Annotated in this window: 13 protein-coding genes; 7 read left to right on the plus strand and 6 right to left on the minus strand. The window is 63.1% G+C overall.

Translation table 11 applies throughout. The annotated features are described in order from the left end of the window. The first annotated feature begins 48 nt into the window (after nt 1-48). The 3 genes from modA to ACVC5H_RS14880 are packed head-to-tail and all read left to right on the plus strand — an operon-like array spanning nt 49 to nt 2202. Nucleotides 49-819 carry a molybdate ABC transporter substrate-binding protein gene (gene modA / locus ACVC5H_RS14870; protein WP_489618613.1) on the plus strand — a complete coding sequence of 257 codons (771 nt, stop codon included), beginning with the start codon at nt 49-51 and terminating at the stop codon, nt 817-819. After that, nucleotides 819-1493, plus strand: coding sequence for a molybdate ABC transporter permease subunit (gene modB, locus ACVC5H_RS14875; protein ID WP_489618614.1), 675 nt, complete (start codon nt 819-821; stop codon nt 1491-1493). The genes modA and modB overlap by 1 nt, the downstream gene beginning before the upstream one ends. Before the next feature lie 40 nt (nt 1494-1533). Then, a complete protein-coding gene (locus ACVC5H_RS14880; protein WP_489618615.1) occupies nt 1534-2202 on the plus strand; it encodes a sulfate/molybdate ABC transporter ATP-binding protein in 669 nt (222 codons plus the stop codon). A gap of 124 nt (nt 2203-2326) precedes the next feature. Here the strand turns inward: ACVC5H_RS14880 and aceA are convergent, their stop codons facing one another. Next, nucleotides 2327-3631 carry an isocitrate lyase gene (gene aceA / locus ACVC5H_RS14885; protein ID WP_489618616.1) on the minus strand — a complete coding sequence of 435 codons (1305 nt, stop codon included), beginning with the start codon at nt 3629-3631 and terminating at the stop codon, nt 2327-2329. 472 nt (nt 3632-4103) lie between these two features. Between aceA and ACVC5H_RS14890 the strand changes: the two genes are divergently transcribed. Next, nucleotides 4104-6335 carry an FUSC family membrane protein gene (locus tag ACVC5H_RS14890; protein ID WP_489622704.1) on the plus strand — a complete coding sequence of 744 codons (2232 nt, stop codon included), beginning with the start codon at nt 4104-4106 and terminating at the stop codon, nt 6333-6335. A 75-nt stretch (nt 6336-6410) separates the two neighbouring features. Here ACVC5H_RS14890 and rraA read toward each other — a convergent pair whose 3' ends face one another. From rraA to ACVC5H_RS14915, 5 genes are all read right to left on the minus strand, one after another. Continuing rightward, the gene (rraA, locus tag ACVC5H_RS14895) at nt 6411-6911 is read right to left on the minus strand and encodes a ribonuclease E activity regulator RraA (protein WP_489618617.1); all 501 of its coding nucleotides are present in this window, start codon (nt 6909-6911) and stop codon (nt 6411-6413) included. A gap of 38 nt (nt 6912-6949) precedes the next feature. Continuing rightward, nucleotides 6950-8707, minus strand: a complete 1758-nt coding sequence (locus ACVC5H_RS14900) for a diguanylate cyclase (protein WP_489618618.1) — start codon at nt 8705-8707, stop codon at nt 6950-6952. A gap of 442 nt (nt 8708-9149) precedes the next feature. After that, entirely contained in the window at nt 9150-11738 is a 2589-nt protein-coding gene (gene clpB, locus ACVC5H_RS14905) for an ATP-dependent chaperone ClpB (protein ID WP_489618619.1), read from the minus strand. A gap of 105 nt (nt 11739-11843) precedes the next feature. Further along, the gene (gene crcB, locus ACVC5H_RS14910; RefSeq protein WP_489618620.1) at nt 11844-12218 is read right to left on the minus strand and encodes a fluoride efflux transporter CrcB; all 375 of its coding nucleotides are present in this window, start codon (nt 12216-12218) and stop codon (nt 11844-11846) included. Nucleotides 12219-12236: 18 nt separating this feature from the next. Beyond that, nucleotides 12237-13217: a LysR family transcriptional regulator gene (locus ACVC5H_RS14915; protein ID WP_489618621.1), complete on the minus strand. Its 981-nt coding sequence runs from the start codon at nt 13215-13217 to the stop codon at nt 12237-12239. Nucleotides 13218-13428: 211 nt separating this feature from the next. Here ACVC5H_RS14915 and ACVC5H_RS14920 point away from each other — a divergent pair, with 211 nt between their 5' ends. Genes ACVC5H_RS14920 through ACVC5H_RS14930 form a run of 3 tightly spaced genes read left to right on the plus strand, consistent with a single transcriptional unit; the run spans nt 13429 to nt 17289 of the window. Further along, nucleotides 13429-14898, plus strand: coding sequence for an efflux transporter outer membrane subunit (locus ACVC5H_RS14920; RefSeq protein WP_489618622.1), 1470 nt, complete (start codon nt 13429-13431; stop codon nt 14896-14898). Beyond that, the gene (locus tag ACVC5H_RS14925; protein ID WP_489618623.1) at nt 14895-17099 is read left to right on the plus strand and encodes an FUSC family protein; all 2205 of its coding nucleotides are present in this window, start codon (nt 14895-14897) and stop codon (nt 17097-17099) included. Before ACVC5H_RS14920 ends, ACVC5H_RS14925 begins: the two co-directional genes overlap by 4 nt. Further along, the gene (locus tag ACVC5H_RS14930) at nt 17089-17289 is read left to right on the plus strand and encodes a DUF1656 domain-containing protein (protein WP_489618624.1); all 201 of its coding nucleotides are present in this window, start codon (nt 17089-17091) and stop codon (nt 17287-17289) included. Before ACVC5H_RS14925 ends, ACVC5H_RS14930 begins: the two co-directional genes overlap by 11 nt. The last annotated feature ends 40 nt before the right edge of the window (nt 17290-17329 follow it).

Consider the following 17329-nt stretch of genomic DNA (forward strand, 5'->3'; position numbering starts at 1 on the left):
TATTTCGCCCACGCCGCTTTCCTCGTTTCCCGCCGATCAAGGAGCCCCATGTTCAAGACCTTCCGTCTCAAAGCCGCCCTGGGCGCCGCCTGCGCCGCCACGCTGATGCTGGCCAGCACGACCGCCCAGGCCACCGACCTGGTGGTCTCGGCGGCGGCCAGCCTGACCAATGCCTTCAAGGATCTGGCACAAAGCTTCGAACAGCAGCACCCCGGTGTGAAGGTCATTACCAACTTCGGCGCCTCCGACATCCTCATGCAGCAGATCGTGCGCGGTGCTCCGGCCGATGTCTTCGCCTCGGCCGACCAGACCGCGATGGACAAGGCGGTCGCCGAAAAAGCCGTGGACCCGGCCACCCGCAAGAACTTCGCCGCCAACCAGATCGTGGTGATCGTGCCGCACGACGCCAGGCAGCAACCGGCCACGCTGGCCGACCTCACCGGCGCGGCCTACCAGCGCATCGCCCTGGGCAATCCGGCCTCGGTGCCCTTCGGCCGCTACACCAAGGCGGCGCTGGAACAGGCCGGACTCTGGCCCCAGGTACAAGCCAAGGGCGTGATGGCCGAAAACGTGCGCACTAGCCTGGATTACGTGGCGCGCGGCGAGGTCGATGCCGGCTTCGTCTTCGCCACCGATGCGGCGGTCATGCCGGAGAAGGTCAAGGTCGCCCTGCGCATCCCCTCCACCACCCCCGCCACCTATCCCATCGCGGTCACTGCGGCCAGCCGGCAGCAGGCGCTGGCCGCACAGTTCGTGGCGCACGTAATGTCGGCCAGCGGCCAGGCGGTGCTGGCGCGTTACGGCTTCCAGAAACCTTGATGCATCCGGTCTGGACACCCCTGCTGCTTTCGCTCAAGGTCGCAGGACTGGCCACCCTGCTCAACCTGGTGCTGGGCGTGGCGGCGGCCTATGGCTTGTCGCGCTGGCGCTCGCCGTTGCGCGACTTCATCGATTCGGTACTGACCCTGCCACTGGTGCTGCCGCCGACCGTGCTGGGCTATTACCTGCTGGTGCTGTTCGGCCGCCGTGGCGCGCTGGGCGCCTGGCTGGAAAGCTGGGGCATCCAGCTGGTCTTCACGTGGCAGGGAGCGGTGCTGGCCTCCACCGTAGTGGCCTTCCCGCTGGTGTTGAAGGCGGCGCGCGCCGCGTTTGAAAGCGTCGATCATCAACTGGAAAATGCCGCCCGCGTGCTGGGCGTGTCCGAAGCCGGCGTCTTTTTCCGTGTCAGCCTGCCGCTGGCCACGCGCGGCATCACGGCCGGCGTGCTGCTGGCCTTCGCCCGCGCGCTCGGGGAATTCGGCGCCACCCTGATGGTGGCCGGCAACCTGCCGGGACGCACGCAAACCCTGTCGGTCGCCATCTACGAGGCCGTCCAGGCGGGCGACGATGGTGCTGCCACCTTCCTGGTGCTCATTACCTCGATCACCTGTATCGTGCTGCTGATGGTGGCCGGGCGCCTGGTACCGGATCGCTCGCAACTGCAGATTCGCTGAATCCTGCAAATCGTTTATATCTTTTATTCCATTCACCTTCGTGAGCGTCGACCTCCAGATCCAGAAACAACTGCGCGCCGGTGATCGCGTCTTCGATCTCGACATCGCCCTGGCCTCCGAGAGCCAGCGTATCGTGCTCTATGGCCCTTCCGGTTCGGGCAAGAGCCTGACCCTGAAGGCCATCGCCGGGCTGATGCGGCCTGACCGTGGCCATATCCGCGTGCAGGGACGCACGCTTTTCGATAGCGCCGAGGGCATCGATGTGCGTGTGCAGGAGCGCAATGTCGCTTATCTGTTCCAGGACTACGCCCTCTTCCCGCACCTGACGGTGGCGCAGAACATCGCCTTTGGCCTCTCGCGCGGCAGCCTCGGTATCCGCGGTCCGGCCGAACATCCGGCCGTGCGGCAATGGCTGCAGGCCTTCGACTTGCAGGCCATCGCCCACAGCCGCCCGGCCCAGATTTCCGGTGGCCAGCGGCAGCGCGTGGCGCTGGCACGGGCGCTGGTAGCCGAACCGGCCATGCTCCTGCTGGATGAACCCTTCTCTGCCCTGGACCTGTACTTGCGCGAGCGTATGCGCTCAGAACTGGCCGAGCTGCAAACCCGCCTGCAGGTGCCGATGCTGCTCATCACCCACGATCCGGCCGATGTGGAAGCGCTGGGGCAGACCGTCTTCGAACTGCGCGACGGGCGCCTGCATCCCGGCTGAACAAAAAAAAGCCGCACTCTTGTGGAGTACGGCATCAAGTTCGGGGATCGCCCCACCGGCCCGCGCAAGGATGCGGGCCGGTTTTCTTCACACACATTCACTCAAGACTCGGAACTCTCTTGCCTCAGGCCGCCTTCTTGGCCTTGTCATCGAAGAATTGTTCATCTTCGGTCGAACCGTGCAGCGCCGTGGTCGACGACTGGCCTTGCTGGATGGCCTGGGTCACGGCGTCGAAGTAGCCGGTACCGACTTCGCGCTGGTGCTTGACGGCCGTGAAGCCCTTGGCAGCGGCGGCGAATTCGGCTTCCTGCAGTTCCACGAAGGCCGACATCTGGTTGCGGGCATAGCCGTGCGCCAGGTTGAACATCGAGTAGTTCAGCGCATGGAAACCAGCCAGCGTGATGAACTGGAACTTGTAGCCCATGGCGCCCAGCTCGCGCTGGAACTTGGCGATGGTGGCGTCATCCAGATTCTTCTTCCAGTTGAAGGACGGCGAGCAGTTGTAGGCCAGCAGCTTGCCGGGGAACTTGGCGTGGATGGCTTCGGCGAAGGTCTTGGCAAAGGCCAGGTCGGGCTTGCCGGTTTCACACCAGACCATGTCCGCATACTCGGCATAGGCCAGGCCGCGCGAGATCGCCTGGTCGATGCCCGGATGGGTCTTGAAGAAGCCTTCGACGGTACGCTCGCCGGACAGGAAGGGCTTGTCGTTGGCATCCACGTCGGAGGTCAGCAAGTCAGCGGCTTCGGCATCGGTACGGGCGATCACCAGGGTCCTGGTCCCCATGACGTCAGCGGCCAGACGGGCAGCGTTGAGCTTTTCGCAGGCTTCGCGGGTCGGCACCAGCACCTTGCCGCCCATGTGGCCGCACTTCTTGACCGAGGCCAGCTGGTCTTCGAAGTGCACGCCAGCAGCGCCGGCTTCGATCATCGACTTCATCAGTTCGAAGGCATTGAGCACGCCACCGAAACCGGCTTCGGCATCGGCCACGATGGGCGCGAAGAAGTCGATGTCGTCACGGCCTTCGGACCACTGGATCTGGTCGGCGCGGGCGAAGGTATTGTTGATGCGCTTGACCACCATCGGCACCGAATTGGCCGGGTACAGCGACTGGTCGGGATACATTTCACCGGCCAGGTTGGCGTCGCCGGCCACCTGCCAGCCGGACAGGTAGATCGCCTTCAGGCCGGCCTTGACCTGCTGCATGGCCTGGTTGCCGGTCAGCGCACCCAAGGCGTTGACGAAGGGTTCGTTGTTGACCAGATTCCAGAGCTTCTCGGCGCCGCGCTTGGCCAGGGTATGCTCGATCTCCAGCGAGCCGCGCAGACGAACCACGTCGGCCGCGCTGTAGTTGCGCTTGATGCCCTTCCAGCGCGGGTTCTCTGCCCAGTCGCGTTCCAGGGCCTGGATTTGCTGTTCACGTGTGCTCATGTGGATCTCCTTGTTGGTCAATATGAAGTGGCTTGAAACCGGATGAAATCGTTGATTCCATGACTTCATGGTAGGCCTGCCTTCGCGGAGCAACAACGTCTTATATAAGATATCTGTAAAATTTTTATATGAATAAAATCAGCCACTTATAAGCCTGATTTTGCGATACGAAACGAAAATCCGGAGAATGAAAAAGAGTTTTGATGCGGCGCACTGACGTTTTTCATCATACGAAATGAAGATTTCGTATCGTAAAAAATCGCGTAAATGAAACCTCTTGCGTATCCATCGTTCATATGAACGCTGCCGGTAATGACGGACCAGTGTTGTGAAATTCGCTTTTCCGTTCATCTTTCCGCTCACCGGAATGTCTTCTCTGCCGCGAAACCCTCGGGTTGTCTAATTGCAAAAGAAGGCAGAGAATAAGCCCCTAACTCATTCCAAAGCGGTGATGCAACGCCGCCCTGTCTACATGCATTACGCCCTGGACATTCGTACTTTCCTCTTCAGTCATTATTTCTATACAGGTGTACGGATTGCGATCGGGGTAGTCGGCCTGACCCTGCTGGTGTTCAACGTGGCCGACATGCCGACCACGATGACGGTCTTCCTCGGCGCGCTCTGTACCAGCCTGATGGACTTGCCCAGCCCCTTGCGCCACAAGTTCAACGAGATGCTGGCCGGAGTGCTGCTCTGTACGGCGGTCATGCTGATCATCAGCCTGTGTGCCCCGGTGCCCTGGCTGGTCAGCGCCATGATGGTGGTGGTGAGTTTCTTCGCCAGCATGATGGTGGTCTACGGCAAGAAGACCATGCCGCTTCAATTCGCCGCGCTCATGGTGATGACCCTCTCGATGGAAAACCAGTTGCCGATGGCCGATGCCTTCGTGCATGCGGTGCTGTTTCTGGGCGGCGGGCTGGGCTATCTGGCGTATTCGATGGCGGTATCGTGGTTCCTGCGCCGGCGCATCAAGCAGCAGGTGCTGGCTGAAGCCCTCTTCGAGCTGGCGCGCTATCTGCGCATCAAGGCCGATTTCTATGACGTCAAGCACGACCTGGCCAGCCAGTTCAACCAGCTGGTGCGCCAGCAGATCGTGGTGGCCGACAAGCAGCAGGCCTCGCGCGACCTGATCCTGCGTGACCTGCATACCAAGCAAGATGGCCTCTTGGTGCAGGTGCACCTGTCGATGCTGGAGCTCTATGAGCAGGTGCTGTCCACCCACGCCGATTACGCCTTCCTGCGCCAGCACTTCGGCGGTTCCGACGTGATGATCTTCCTGCGCGACCTGGCCACCAAGGCGGCCCAGGACATCGAATCGATCGCCTATGCCATCACCCGCAAGAAGGCTTCCGAACCCAGCGTGAACTACAAGGCCGAGCTGCGCGCCGTGCAATTCGAGATCCAGGAACTGGCCCTGCCCGGCCCGCGCCAGGCCTCGCCAGAAGCCCTGACGCTGCTGCGCGTGACCTACAACAAGATCGGCGACATCATCGAATTCATCGGCCAGCTGCACCAGGCTACGCGCAATCCGGTCGATCCGCTGCCCATCCTGCCGGGCTCGGACATGACGCCTTTCCTGACCCAGCAGAAGTTCAAGTTCAACATGCTGCTGGTGAACCTGCGCTGGCAGTCGCCGATCTTCCGCTTTGCCATCCGCGTGGCGCTGGCAGTGACCACGGGCCTGTGGATTGCCGGGCTGCTGCCCTACATGTCGCACGGGTACTGGATCGTGCTGACCATCGTCATCATCCTGAAACCCAATTTCAGCGCCACCAAGCAACGCATGGCCGACCGCCTCATCGGCACCGTCATCGGCTGCGTGATCACCTTGCTGATCCTGCGCTTCGTGCACAATCCGCTGGGCGAGCTGGCCGTGCTCTTCGCCGCCAGCGTGGCCGCACCGGCCTTCACCTACATCAAGTACCGCTACACGGCCATTGCCGCCTCGGTCCAGATCCTCATGCTGCTGAACCTGCTCATGCCAGCCGGTCACCAGACCGTCATCGGCGAGCGGCTCATCGATACCATCATCGGCGTACTCATCGCCACCGTCTTCAGCTACGTGCTGCCGGCCTGGGAATACCGCGACCTGCCCAAGCTGCTGCGCAACGTGCTCAAGGCCAGCCAGCGCTATCTCACCGCCAGCCGCGACATGCTCGAAGGCAAGGTCAAGGACGATTTCTTCTACCGGGTCTGCCGCAAGGGCTTCATGGACAGCCTGGCCGCGCTCATCTCGGCGCTGGTACGCATGATGGACGAACCGGCCACCAAGCAGCGCGCGGTGCGCGAACTGAACCGCTTCATCGTGCAGAACTACCTGGTGGCCGCCCACATCGCCGCCTTGCGCCTGATGCTGCGGCGCCATCAGGACAACCTGCCCCAGGGCGCGGTGGCCAAACTGATCGAGGAAACCTATCTGGAAGCCAGCCAGCACCTGGCCGAAGCCCAGCGCCTGCTGGCACCCAAGCCGAGAAAGCGCGACGGCGCCGTGGTGGTCTCTCCGGAGGCGCCGGCCGAGAAGGCCCTGTCAGGCAAGATCGAACTGATCGGCCCGGTGACGCCCGAACCCGTGCCGGCCGAAGCCAGCGCCTGGTCGGGCTGGGACAGTCTGCGCCGCCGCACCAGCCTGCTTAACCAGGATTTGAAGGAAATTGTCAGCCAGACCGCGGCCATCGACCAGGTGCTGCGCAAAAGCCCGGACTGAGCGGCTGCGCGGGCGCAAACAAAAGCCCGCACGCGGCGGGCTGCAAAGGCAGTCAATGGAGATGAAGAAAAACGCTCAAAGCCGGGTGCGCGACACCAGCACCCCATCCACGTCGGCATAGATCCAGTCGCCCGGATGCACCGCCACGCCGGCAATGCCGACCTTGATGTCGGCATCCCCTGCTCCCTTGCGGAAACTGCGTTGCGGATGCGTCGCCAGGGCGCGGATGCCGACTTCGCAGGCATTCAATTCCACCGTATCGCGCACGCAGCCATTGACCAGGATGCCGGCCCAGCCATTGTCCTGGGCCAGTTGCGCCAGATTGCCGCCCACCAGGGCGCAACGCAGGCTGCCGCCGCCATCGACCACCAGCACATGGCCGTTGCCGGGCGTCTCCAGGGTGGCGCGCACCAGCACGTTGTCCTCGAAGACCTTGAGCGTCCTGGCCGGTCCGGCGAAGGCCTGCTTGCGGCCGAAGGAAGCGAAGATGGGCGGCAGTACGTGCAGCGTACCGGCGGCCAGCTTGTCTTCGTTGGCGTCGCACAGGTCACAGGTGGCAAAGCTGGCTGATGTCATGGATTCCTCCAGGGGGATTGGATAGGCTGGTCTTGCACTCACACCGACAGGATGCGATGCAGGCGCTTCTGGTCGAACATACGTGAATCGGCCACCCGCAGCAAGGTTTCCACATCCAGCCCGTCGTCCGGATAGAGCGATACCCCCACCGAAGCATCTACCGTGTAGTACTGGCCATCGCGCCCGTCGATGGGCTTGTTGACGGCGTGGCGGATCTTGTCGGCAATGCTGCGTGCGACCTCCATCTCGGTCACGCCGTGCAGGTAGACCACGAACTCGTCGCCGCCGAAGCGGGCCACCGAATCATCATGGCGCAGGCTATGCTGCAGGCGTTCGGCAACGGCGATCAAGACCTTGTCGCCCTCGTCGTGGCCATATTCGTCATTGACCGCCTTGAAGCGGTCGAGATCGATAAAGAGCAAGGCGAACTGCAGCGGATTGGCCTGCGAACTGTTGCGGCGGCGGAAATCGATCTGCGCGATCAGCGAATCGCGGTTCAGGACATTGGTCAGGCGGTCGGTCCGCAGATTGCGCTCCATCTCCACGAAGCTTTGTGCCAGCTGGCCGATTTCATCGTTGCGGTCGATGTTGAGCGCCGGGAAGGGGCTACCGTTGCCGATGCTCTTGGCCGCCAGCGTGAGCTTGCGGATATCGCGCAGCACCCAGCGCAGCAGCAGGAAACCGATCACGAAGGTCAGGCACACGGCCAGCAAGCCCAATATCAGGGTCTGGTAGACGCCGCTGGTGACCGAGCCCAGGAAGTCCGAGCGTGGCGCCGTGCTGATGGCCAGCCATTCCAGCCCGGCCGGGTCGCGATGCAGGCGGAAGGCCACCTCGATCTTGCTGCCCTCGCTGCGTGCGCCGATCAGCACCAGCTTGTCCGGCTCGGCGTCATGGGTATCGAGATAGCGCCGCACCTCCTCGAAGGCCTGCTGCACCATCGGTGACTTGCTCTGGCGGGCATTGAGCCGCAACGGTTCCTGCCCCGGCTGGGCGGGCAGATAGACGGGCTCGTCCAGGGAGGTCGCCACGACGTCGCCCTGCAGTTCGGTGACGAAGGCCACGCCATGGGCAGGCAGCGGCACCTGGTGCAGCATGGTGCTCAACTGCTGCAGGCCGATGCTGCTGTTGGCCACGCCCAGCAGGGTACCGTCGGCATCGAAGATGGGCTTGGAGAGGTTGATGCCGACGATGTTCTTGACGCGGAAGTCGATATAAACCGGCGACCAGGTTTCGCGGCCCTGCTGCACGGCCTGCACGTACCAGGGGCGCTTGCGCGGTTCGTAATCCTGGACGGCGACCAGCTTCATCTCGGTGCCCGGCCCGCGCAGGTAATAGACGAAGTTCTTTTGCCCCGGCTCGCGTACGCTGTACATGAAGACAGTGGGCTGTTCCTGCTTGATCCCCAGGAAGCTGCCATCGGCGCCGCCGAAGTAGACGTAGCTGGGCTCATCGAAGAGCGAATTGGCCAACCACAAACGGTCTTCCAGTTCCTTGCGGGTCTTGGGGAAAGGCAGATTGGCGGGCAGTTGGCCCGCCTCGGCCGGGGGCACCGGCTGGGGCGCCACGACGTTGAGGGTTTCACGTGCGCCCATGGTCTGCCGCAGGATAGCCTGGCTCACGCGGCCCATCACTTCGGTCAGGGCATTGCGTGCCAGCACCTCGGTGGCGTCATCGCCGGCCCGATACAAAAACCAGCCGATGGTCAGCACCAGGCAGACCATCAGGAAAACGAACGGCAAAATGAATAGCCGCTGCAGGGACGATTGCTTCAGAATCGCCCCCTTTCGTGCCATTGACCCCTGCTGCCACGCGCTGCGCACTGACGTCCTGTTACCGAGTTGACCATGAATTCCTTGCTGCCAGGCAATTCGATGCAGCCTGGCGGTTGCTGCGCGGGCCCGCGCCCTTTATTGATGGCGCACCGGTCTTCTGTGGTCGTGGCGCGTCCCCCTTGTATGAAGTAAATATCACATCCGCTCTCTCTTGGGGAAGGTTTTTTGCAATGCGGCGTAACCAGCCGCAACCGGCCACCCCGCCGAGAGCGGCTCTGGGCGCGACTGACCGAGACCCGGTTAACTATTTTTAATGTAGCGCAACTTTTTCAAACAAATAGTCACATGGCTTGCAGCTGCCTGTGTTTTATCGGCGCAAAAGACATGAAAAAGCGGCGGGACATGAACACATGTTCCCGCCGCTTTCGTCCATCTTGCCGGACCTGCCGGCTCAGTTACCTGCTCATGCCTTGCTGAAGGCCAGTTGCCCGTTCTCCACCTCGACATGCACCACATCCTTGGGGCCGAACTTGCCGGCCAGGATCTGCTTGGACAGCGGGTTTTCGATCTCCTGCTGGATGGCGCGCTTGAGCGGCCGGGCACCATAGACCGGATCGAAACCGGCCTCGGCGATCTTCTGCAAGCCGGCCTCGCTGACCTGCAAGCCGATATCCAGCTTGGCCAGGCGCTGTTCCAGGATACGCAGCTGGATCTTGGCGATGGCGCCGATGTTCTTGGCGTCCAGCGCGTGGAAGACCACGATCTCATCGACCCGGTTGATGAATTCCGGGCGGAAGTGCGTACGGACCTCGGCCATCACCGCCAGCTTGACCAGCGCAGGGTCGCTGTCTTCCATGCTCTGGATCTTGTGCGAACCCAGGTTGGAGGTCATCACGATCACCGTATTCTTGAAGTCGACGGTGCGGCCCTGCCCATCGGTCATGCGGCCATCATCGAGCACCTGCAGCAGCACGTTGAAGACATCCGGGTGCGCCTTTTCGATCTCGTCGAGCAGGATCACGCTGTAGGGCTTGCGCCGCACGGCCTCGGTCAGGTAGCCGCCCTCTTCATAGCCGACATAGCCTGGGGGGGCGCCGATGAGGCGGGCCACCGAATGCTTCTCCATGAATTCGCTCATGTCGATGCGGATCATGGCTTCTTCGGTATCGAAGAGATAGGACGCCAGCGCCTTGCACAGCTCGGTCTTGCCCACGCCGGTGGGGCCCAGGAACATGAAGGAACCATACGGCTTGCTGGGGTCGCCCAGGCCGGCGCGCGAGCGGCGGATGGCGTCCGACACGGCAACAATGGCTTCGTCCTGGCCGACCACACGTTCATGCAGCACGTCTTCCATATGCAGCAATTTTTCGCGTTCGCCCTGCATCATGCGCGAGACCGGGATGCCGGTGGCGCGTGCGACGATCTCGGCGATTTCCTCGGCACCCACTTGCGTGCGGACCAGCTTGGGCTTCTCGTTCTTGACGCCTGCGGCATCCTTCTTGTTCTGCACTTCCAGGGCGGCTTCCAGCTCGGCCAGCTTGCCGTACTTCAGCTCCGAGACCTTCTGCCAGTCGCTCTTGCGGGTGGCCTCTTCCATCTGCAGACGCACCTTCTCGATCTCTTCCTTCAATTGCTGGCCGCCCTGGGCGGTCGATTTCTCGGCCTTCCAGATTTCTTCCAGGTCGGCATATTCACGCTCGAGCTTCTCGATTTCTTCCTCGATCAGTTGCAGCCGCTTTTGCGAGGCTTCGTCCTTCTCACGCTTGACGGCTTCGCGTTCGATCTTCAGCTGGATCAGGCGACGGTCGAGCTTGTCCATCACTTCCGGCTTGGAATCGATCTCGATCTTGATCTTCGAAGCAGCTTCGTCGATCAGGTCGATGGCCTTGTCCGGCAGGAAGCGGTCGGTAATGTAGCGATGCGACAGCTCGGCGGCGGCCACGATGGCCGGGTCGGTGATGTCCACGCCGTGGTGCACTTCGTACTTTTCCTGCAGGCCGCGCAGGATGGCGATGGTGGCTTCCACGCTGGGTTCGTCGACCAGGATCTTCTGGAAGCGGCGCTCAAGAGCCGCATCCTTCTCGATGTACTGGCGGTATTCGTCCAGCGTGGTAGCGCCCACGCAATGCAGCTCGCCGCGCGCCAGGGCGGGCTTCAACATGTTGCCGGCATCCATGGCGCCTTCGGCCTTGCCGGCACCGACCATGGTATGCAGCTCATCAATGAAGACAATGGTCTGGCCTTCGTCCTGGGCAATTTCCTTCAGGACGGCTTTGAGGCGCTCCTCGAATTCGCCGCGGTATTTGGCACCGGCCAGCAGCGCTGCCATGTCCAGCGACAGCACGCGCTTGGATTTGAGGCTGTCCGGCACTTCGCCATTGACGATACGCTGGGCCAGTCCTTCGACGATGGCGGTCTTGCCCACGCCGGGTTCGCCGATCAAGACCGGGTTGTTCTTGCTGCGCCGTTGCAGCACCTGGATGGCGCGGCGGATTTCATCGTCGCGGCCGATCACCGGGTCGAGCTTGCCGGCGCGGGCGCGCTCGGTCAGGTCCAGGGTGTATTTCTTGAGAGCTTCGCGCTGGCCCTCATCCTGCTGCGAGGACACCGAGGCGCCACCGCGCACGGCGGTGATGGCCGCTTCCAGCGATTTGCGGGTCAGGCCATTGTCACGGGCGGCACGGCCGGCATCGGACTTGTCGTCCACCAGGCCCAGCAGCACCATTTCACTGGCGACGAACTGGTCGCCATGCTTTTGCGCTTCCTTGTCGGCCAGGTTGAGCAAGGCTACCAGCTCGCGGCCGACCTGCACTTCGCCGCCATTGCCGGAAACCTGCGGCAGGCGCTTGACGGCGGCCTGCAGGGCGGTGGTGAGGCCATTGACGTTCACCCCGGCGCGCTGCAGCAGCGAGCGGGCGCCGCCGTCGTCCTGGTTCAGCAGCGCCAGGATGAGGTGAACGGGTTCGATGTATTGATTGTCGTGGCCGACGGCCTGGGATTGCGCATCGGCCAGCGCTTCCTGCAATTTGGTGGTGAGTTTGTCGAGACGCATGGTTCGCTCCAATTTTTCAATGAGATGAAAGTTGGGCCAGCGCCTGCGATTTTCAAGCAATGATCGTGCCGTCGGGTTTGATCTGCATCAGGTCGCCCGCAGTGCTCATCCCGCCAAGGCACGATAGCTTGCAAACCCGGCAACGCAGAGCACGATGGAACCCAGCAGGTGCAAGGCTGAGTGGCCGATGGCCCAGAGGTAATCGCCCCGCTGCAAGAGGATCATGGCCTCGGCGGAGAAGGTCGAGAAGGTGGTCAGTCCACCCAGGAAACCGGTCACCGCAAAGAGCCGCCATTCCGGCGGCAGTGCCGGATGCTGCTCGAAATACGCCACCAGGAAGCCGATCACGCAAGCGCCGATCCAGTTGGCCCCCAGCGTACCCAGCGGCACGAAGTGTCCCTCCAGATTCCACACCACTGAAATACGCCAGCGCAGCCAGGCGCCCAGTGCCGCTCCCATCCCTACTGCCAGCCATCCCATGATGCCCTCCTTGATCGATCAGGCCAGCGGACCGCTGCGCAAGGCCAGGCTCTGCATTTCCTCGCGCAGGCTGCCCATGCGCTCCAGGGCCTGGTGGTCTTCCTGCAAGGACTTGTCCACCGTCTCATGCATCCAGTCTACCCAGGTGCTGATTTTGGCATCCAGGTACTGGCGTGAAGGATACAGCGCATAGACGCCCATGTTCTGCAGGCGATGCTGTGGCAGCACCCGCACGATGGATCCAGCCCGCAACGCCTCCATGGCGGAATAGATCGGCAGCACGCCGATGCCCATGCCCTCGCGGATGGCGGTGAGCATGGCCTCGGCCACATTGACCTGGAAATTGCTCTTGATGGCCATGACGGTAGCGCCCTCTGGGCCTTCCAGGGCCCACTCGTCCAGCGGCGAAATGGGGCTCACCAATTGCAGGCAGACATGCTTGAGCAGGTCGGCCGGCTGCTGCGGCACGCCGTATTTATCCAGATAGGCCGGGGAAGCGCACAACATGCTGAAGGTGGTGCCGAGCTGGCGGTAGATCAGACCTGAATCGGGCAGTTCCCGCGCCAGCACGAGCGAGACGTCATAGCCCTCTTCCAGCATGTCGGGGATGCGCTGGGCCAGCGTCAGCTCTACCGCCACATCCGGATAGCGCTTGTGGTAGCCCGAAATCGACGGAATCACGTAGCGCTGGCCAAAACTGGTCATGGCATGGATGCGCAAGCGGCCCGAAGGCTTGACATAGGCGGCGCTGGCTTCGGCCTCGGCCTCATCCACATACGCCATGATCTGCTGGCAACGCAGCAGATATCGCTCGCCCGCCTCGGTCAGGGCGATGCGGCGCGTGGTACGGTTCATCAGACGGGCATGCAGATGCCGCTCCAGATCGGCCACGGCACGCGAGACATGGGCGGTCGTCAAGCCCATCTGCTGGGCCGCCTGGGTGAAGCTGCCGGCCTCGACCACGCGCGTGAAGACGCGCATGTTTTGCAAGGTATCCATCGTTTTCCTATCACTGTGCAGGGAGCAGGCGCCCACGAGCAAGAAACCGTCCGCCATGGACGCACCGCGCCAGGACAGCATTGTTACCCATAATGGCGCAATCATTATTGCTACAAATGATATAAACCTTTGCCAAATAGCGCATTTTTTCTGAGATATTTACAAAATAGAATACGTAACTTCTGATATTTGCATATTTTTGGATAATTCCATGACACGTATCGCCTTCTCGAAGTTGCCAGCCCTGACCGTCATTGCGCTTTCGCTGACAATCGTCGGCTGCGCTGACCAGGGCGGCATAAAGCCGCAGGCCCAGGTACGCGACGTGGCCGCGCTCGACGCCGGCCAGGCCATCCGCCAGGCCGCCAGCGAAGCGGGCTGGCCACAACGGGCCTGGTGGGAAGCATATGGCGATGCGCAATTGAATCAGCTGGTCACCCGTGCCGTGGCCGGCAACCCCAGCATGGCCGTGGCTGCAGCCCGGGTGCGCCAGGCCCGCTCGATGGCCGTGGCCACGCATGCCGGTGAATTGCCGAGCGCCCAACTGGATGTGTCGATGGGCCGCAAGGATTGGTCCGACAACGTGTATTACGGCGCCGCATACCGCGACAAGCTGACCTGGAACAACACGGCGACCCTGGGCCTGTCCTACAACGTCGACCTGTGGGACCGCAACAAGAACGCCACCCTGCGCGCGGAGGACGAAATGCACGCGGTCGCCGCCGACGCGCGCGCCGCCCAGCTGGACCTGGAAGGCAACGTGGTCCGTGCCTACGTGCAACTGGCACTGCAATACGGCTTGCTGGACAACACCGAAGCCCTGCTCAAGGAAGAACAGAAGATCCTCGACCTGGCCCATCGCCGCTTCAAGGGCGGCCTCGGCACCCAGCTGGAGATCACCCAAGCCGAGTCGCCGCTGCCGGAAACCCGCCGCCAGATCGAAGCCCTGCACGAAAACATTGCCCTGGTACGCAACCAGCTGGCCGCGCTGCTGGGCGCAGGCCCTGGCGCCGCCGATGGCATCACCCGGCCGACCATGCAGCTGCAAACCGCCATCGGCCTGCCCAGCGCACTGCCGGCCGACCTGGTGGGCCGCCGTCCTGACATCAGTGCCGCACGCTGGCGCGTGGAAGCAGCAGCCAAGGGCATTTCGGTGGCCAAGGCAGCCTTCTATCCCAACATCAACCTGCTGGCCGGCATCGGCCCGGCGGCCGCCGGTGGCGGGCTGTTCTCCTTCCTCTCCGGGCCCAACCTGCAGACCACCTATGGCCCGGCGATCTCGCTGCCCATCTTCGAGGGCGGACGCCTGCGCGGCCAGCTGGGCGCGGCCAGTGCCGGTTACGACATCGAGGTCGAGCAGTACAACGCCCTGCTCTCGCAAGCCCTGAAAGGCATCTCGGACCAGGTGGTGACCCTGCAATCGGTGGTGCGCCAGCAACAGCAGGCACAGGAGTCGGTGCAAGCCGCCCAGAAGAACGTGGACATCGCCACCCGCGCCTACCAGCGCGGCCTGACCGATTACCTCAACGTCCTGCAAGCGCAGACCCAATGGCTGCGCCAGCAGCAGATCGTGCAGCAATTGCAGGCGCAGCGCCTGGCCTCCTATGCCGCCCTGCAGACCGCCCTGGGTGGCGGCATGCAGGACGGCAGCCCCGCCCCTGCCGAAGTGGCCGCGCAATGAATACTCAGGCCCTTTCCCTCAAGGCGCAATTGCGCGAGGCCGCCGCCGACTGGTGGCGCAGCGACGCACCGACCTGGGTCTACGTCTTCAAGATGGTCTTCGCCGGCCTGCTGGCGCTGGGCATCGGCTATGGGCTAGACCTGGAATCGCCGCGCTCGGCGCTCATCACGGTGTTCATCGTCATGCAGCCGCAAAGCGGGATGATCCTGGCCAAGAGCTTCTACCGGGTCATCGGTACCCTGGTTGGTTCGGCCGCCATCGTGGTCTTCGTCGATCTGTTTGCCCAGACGCCGGAACTGTTCCTGCTGGCCTCGGCGCTGTGGATCGGACTGTGTACCGTAGGATCGGCGCATAACCGGAATTTTCGTTCATACGGCTTCGTGCTCTCGGGCTATACGGTGGCCCTGATCGGCCTGCCGGCCGCTCTGCACCCGGCCATCACCTTTGATTCGGTGATGACGCGGGTCAGCGAGATCATGGTCGGCATCGTCTGCGTCGGGCTGGTCAGTGCGCTGGTGTTTCCGCAGGCCAGCGCACCGGGGCTGGTGCGCATCATCCGTGGCCGCTTCACGGCCTTCGTCGATCTCATCAGCGCCACCCTGGGCGGCACTGCGGACCGCAAGCAGCTCGAAGCCACCAATGCCCGCTTCGTGGGCGACATCATCGGTCTGGAAGCCATGCGCAGCTCGGCCATCTTCGAAGACCCCGAAGTGCGCCTGCGCAGCGGCCGCCTGACCCGCATGAACAGCGAGTTCATGGCCCTGTCCACCCGCATGCACGCGCTGCACCAGCTGATGAACCGCCTGCATGCCAACCCGGCAGCGAGTGCCAAGGTGGTCATCGAGGCGATCTCGCCCTACTTCCGCGAAGTGCAGCCGCTGCTCACCCGCGCCAGCGGCGAACCCGTCATGAGTGCGCTGGATGCCGCCGACGCGGCCCTGAAGCTGGACGCCTACAAGCGCGAATTGCCTCGCCGCGTGCGCGCCACCCGCAACACGCTGTCCGAACAGTGCCAGAGCGACAGTGCCATGCTGGACTTCGATACAGCATCCGAACTGCTCTATCGCGTCATCGAGGAACTGCACGCCTATACCCTCACCTATGCCTCGCTGACCCAGCGCCGCCATGAGCGTGAGCAATGGGAGCATTCCTATGCGCCCAAGACCAGCATGACCACCGCCCTCATCGCCGGCGCCCGCGCGGCCATCGTCATGCTGTCCCTGGCGGCGTTCTGGATCGCCAGCGGCTGGCCCAGCGGCGACGTGGCCGTGCTCAATGCCGCCGCCTTCTGCGCCATCACCTCGGCCGCTCCCGATCCGGCCAGGGCAACCCGCACGGTGGCCATCGGTGTGCTCTTCGCGGCCGTGGCCGGCTACGTCTACACCTTCCACATCCTGCCGCGCCTGGATGGCTACTGGATGCTGGCCAGCGCCCTCATGCCGGTGCTGATGCTGGCGGTGTTCCTGACCACCAAGCCCAAGTGGGCCGGTTATGGCCTGGGGATCTGCATCTTCTTCCCCTTCCTGGCGGTCCCGGACAATTTCGCGCACTTCAACGCCGCCGACTATCTGAACGAATCGGTGGCGCTGGTGATCTCGCTGCTGGTGACCGCCATCGGCTTCATGCTGCTCTTGCCACCGACCACTGACTGGACCGTTCGTGTCCTGGAGAAGCAGTTGCGCAAGCAGGTGGTCGATGCCTGCTTCGGCAAGCTGGCGCATCTGGCCCTGAAGTTCGAGAGCGGTACCCGCGACCTGATGCACCAGATCACGATGATCACCACCAGCCGCCCGCTGCTGCGCCAGAAGGCGCTGGGCTGGATGTTCGCCACGCTGGAAGTGGGCCACGCCATCATCGAGCTGCGCAACGAACTGCACGGCATCCGTACCGAAACACCGGATCTGCTGCCCGCCTCGGCTTACGCGGCCCTGAACCGGCTGCGCGAGACCATCCCGGCCCTGTTCGCGCAACCCTCGGCCGCGACCCTGGCCGCCGCACTGGAAGCCAATGACGCCACCATCGCCGAGGTCCAGAGCGCCATCGGTCCGCATTACCGCGAACGCAGCGAACGCCATCGCCTGCAACGTACCTTGAGCTATCTGCATTTCATCCGTACCGCCCTGCTCGATGAGCAGTCACCGCTGCACACCATGCGCGCCGGGGCCACGGCAACCACAACGGGAGCACGCCATGCCACGTGAGATTTCCTTCTTCGACGCCTATATTCCGACCGTCCTGCTGCTGGCCGTGGTGGCCGCCGTGCTGGCCATGGCTGCAGACCGCGTACTGGTGCGCCTGGGCTTCTACGAGCTGACCTGGCATCCGGCGCTGTTCCGGGTGAGCCTGTTCATCTGCCTGGCGGCCTTGCTGGGGCTGGCGGTGTATCGCTAGTGCGCTTGCCTCTTCCCGCCCATCCCTTACGAAAAGATAA

The sequence above is a fragment of the Herbaspirillum sp. Her3 genome (assembly GCF_057961275.1).

Excerpts from the sequence above, each read along its gene's own strand:
- ACVC5H_RS14920 (WP_489618622.1), top strand. The coding sequence starts at position 13,429 with ATGACACGTATCGCCTTCTCGAAGTTGCCAGCCCTGACCGTCATTGCG.
- modB (WP_489618614.1), top strand. The coding sequence starts at position 819 with ATGCATCCGGTCTGGACACCCCTGCTGCTTTCGCTCAAGGTCGCAGGA.
- modA (WP_489618613.1), top strand. The coding sequence starts at position 49 with ATGTTCAAGACCTTCCGTCTCAAAGCCGCCCTGGGCGCCGCCTGCGCC.
- ACVC5H_RS14900 (WP_489618618.1), bottom strand. The coding sequence starts at position 8,707 with ATGGCACGAAAGGGGGCGATTCTGAAGCAATCGTCCCTGCAGCGGCTA.
- ACVC5H_RS14890 (WP_489622704.1), top strand. The coding sequence starts at position 4,104 with ATGCATTACGCCCTGGACATTCGTACTTTCCTCTTCAGTCATTATTTC.
- rraA (WP_489618617.1), bottom strand. The coding sequence starts at position 6,911 with ATGACATCAGCCAGCTTTGCCACCTGTGACCTGTGCGACGCCAACGAA.
- crcB (WP_489618620.1), bottom strand. The coding sequence starts at position 12,218 with ATGGGATGGCTGGCAGTAGGGATGGGAGCGGCACTGGGCGCCTGGCTG.
- ACVC5H_RS14925 (WP_489618623.1), top strand. The coding sequence starts at position 14,895 with ATGAATACTCAGGCCCTTTCCCTCAAGGCGCAATTGCGCGAGGCCGCC.
- clpB (WP_489618619.1), bottom strand. The coding sequence starts at position 11,738 with ATGCGTCTCGACAAACTCACCACCAAATTGCAGGAAGCGCTGGCCGAT.
- aceA (WP_489618616.1), bottom strand. The coding sequence starts at position 3,631 with ATGAGCACACGTGAACAGCAAATCCAGGCCCTGGAACGCGACTGGGCA.
- ACVC5H_RS14930 (WP_489618624.1), top strand. The coding sequence starts at position 17,089 with ATGCCACGTGAGATTTCCTTCTTCGACGCCTATATTCCGACCGTCCTG.
- ACVC5H_RS14915 (WP_489618621.1), bottom strand. The coding sequence starts at position 13,217 with ATGGATACCTTGCAAAACATGCGCGTCTTCACGCGCGTGGTCGAGGCC.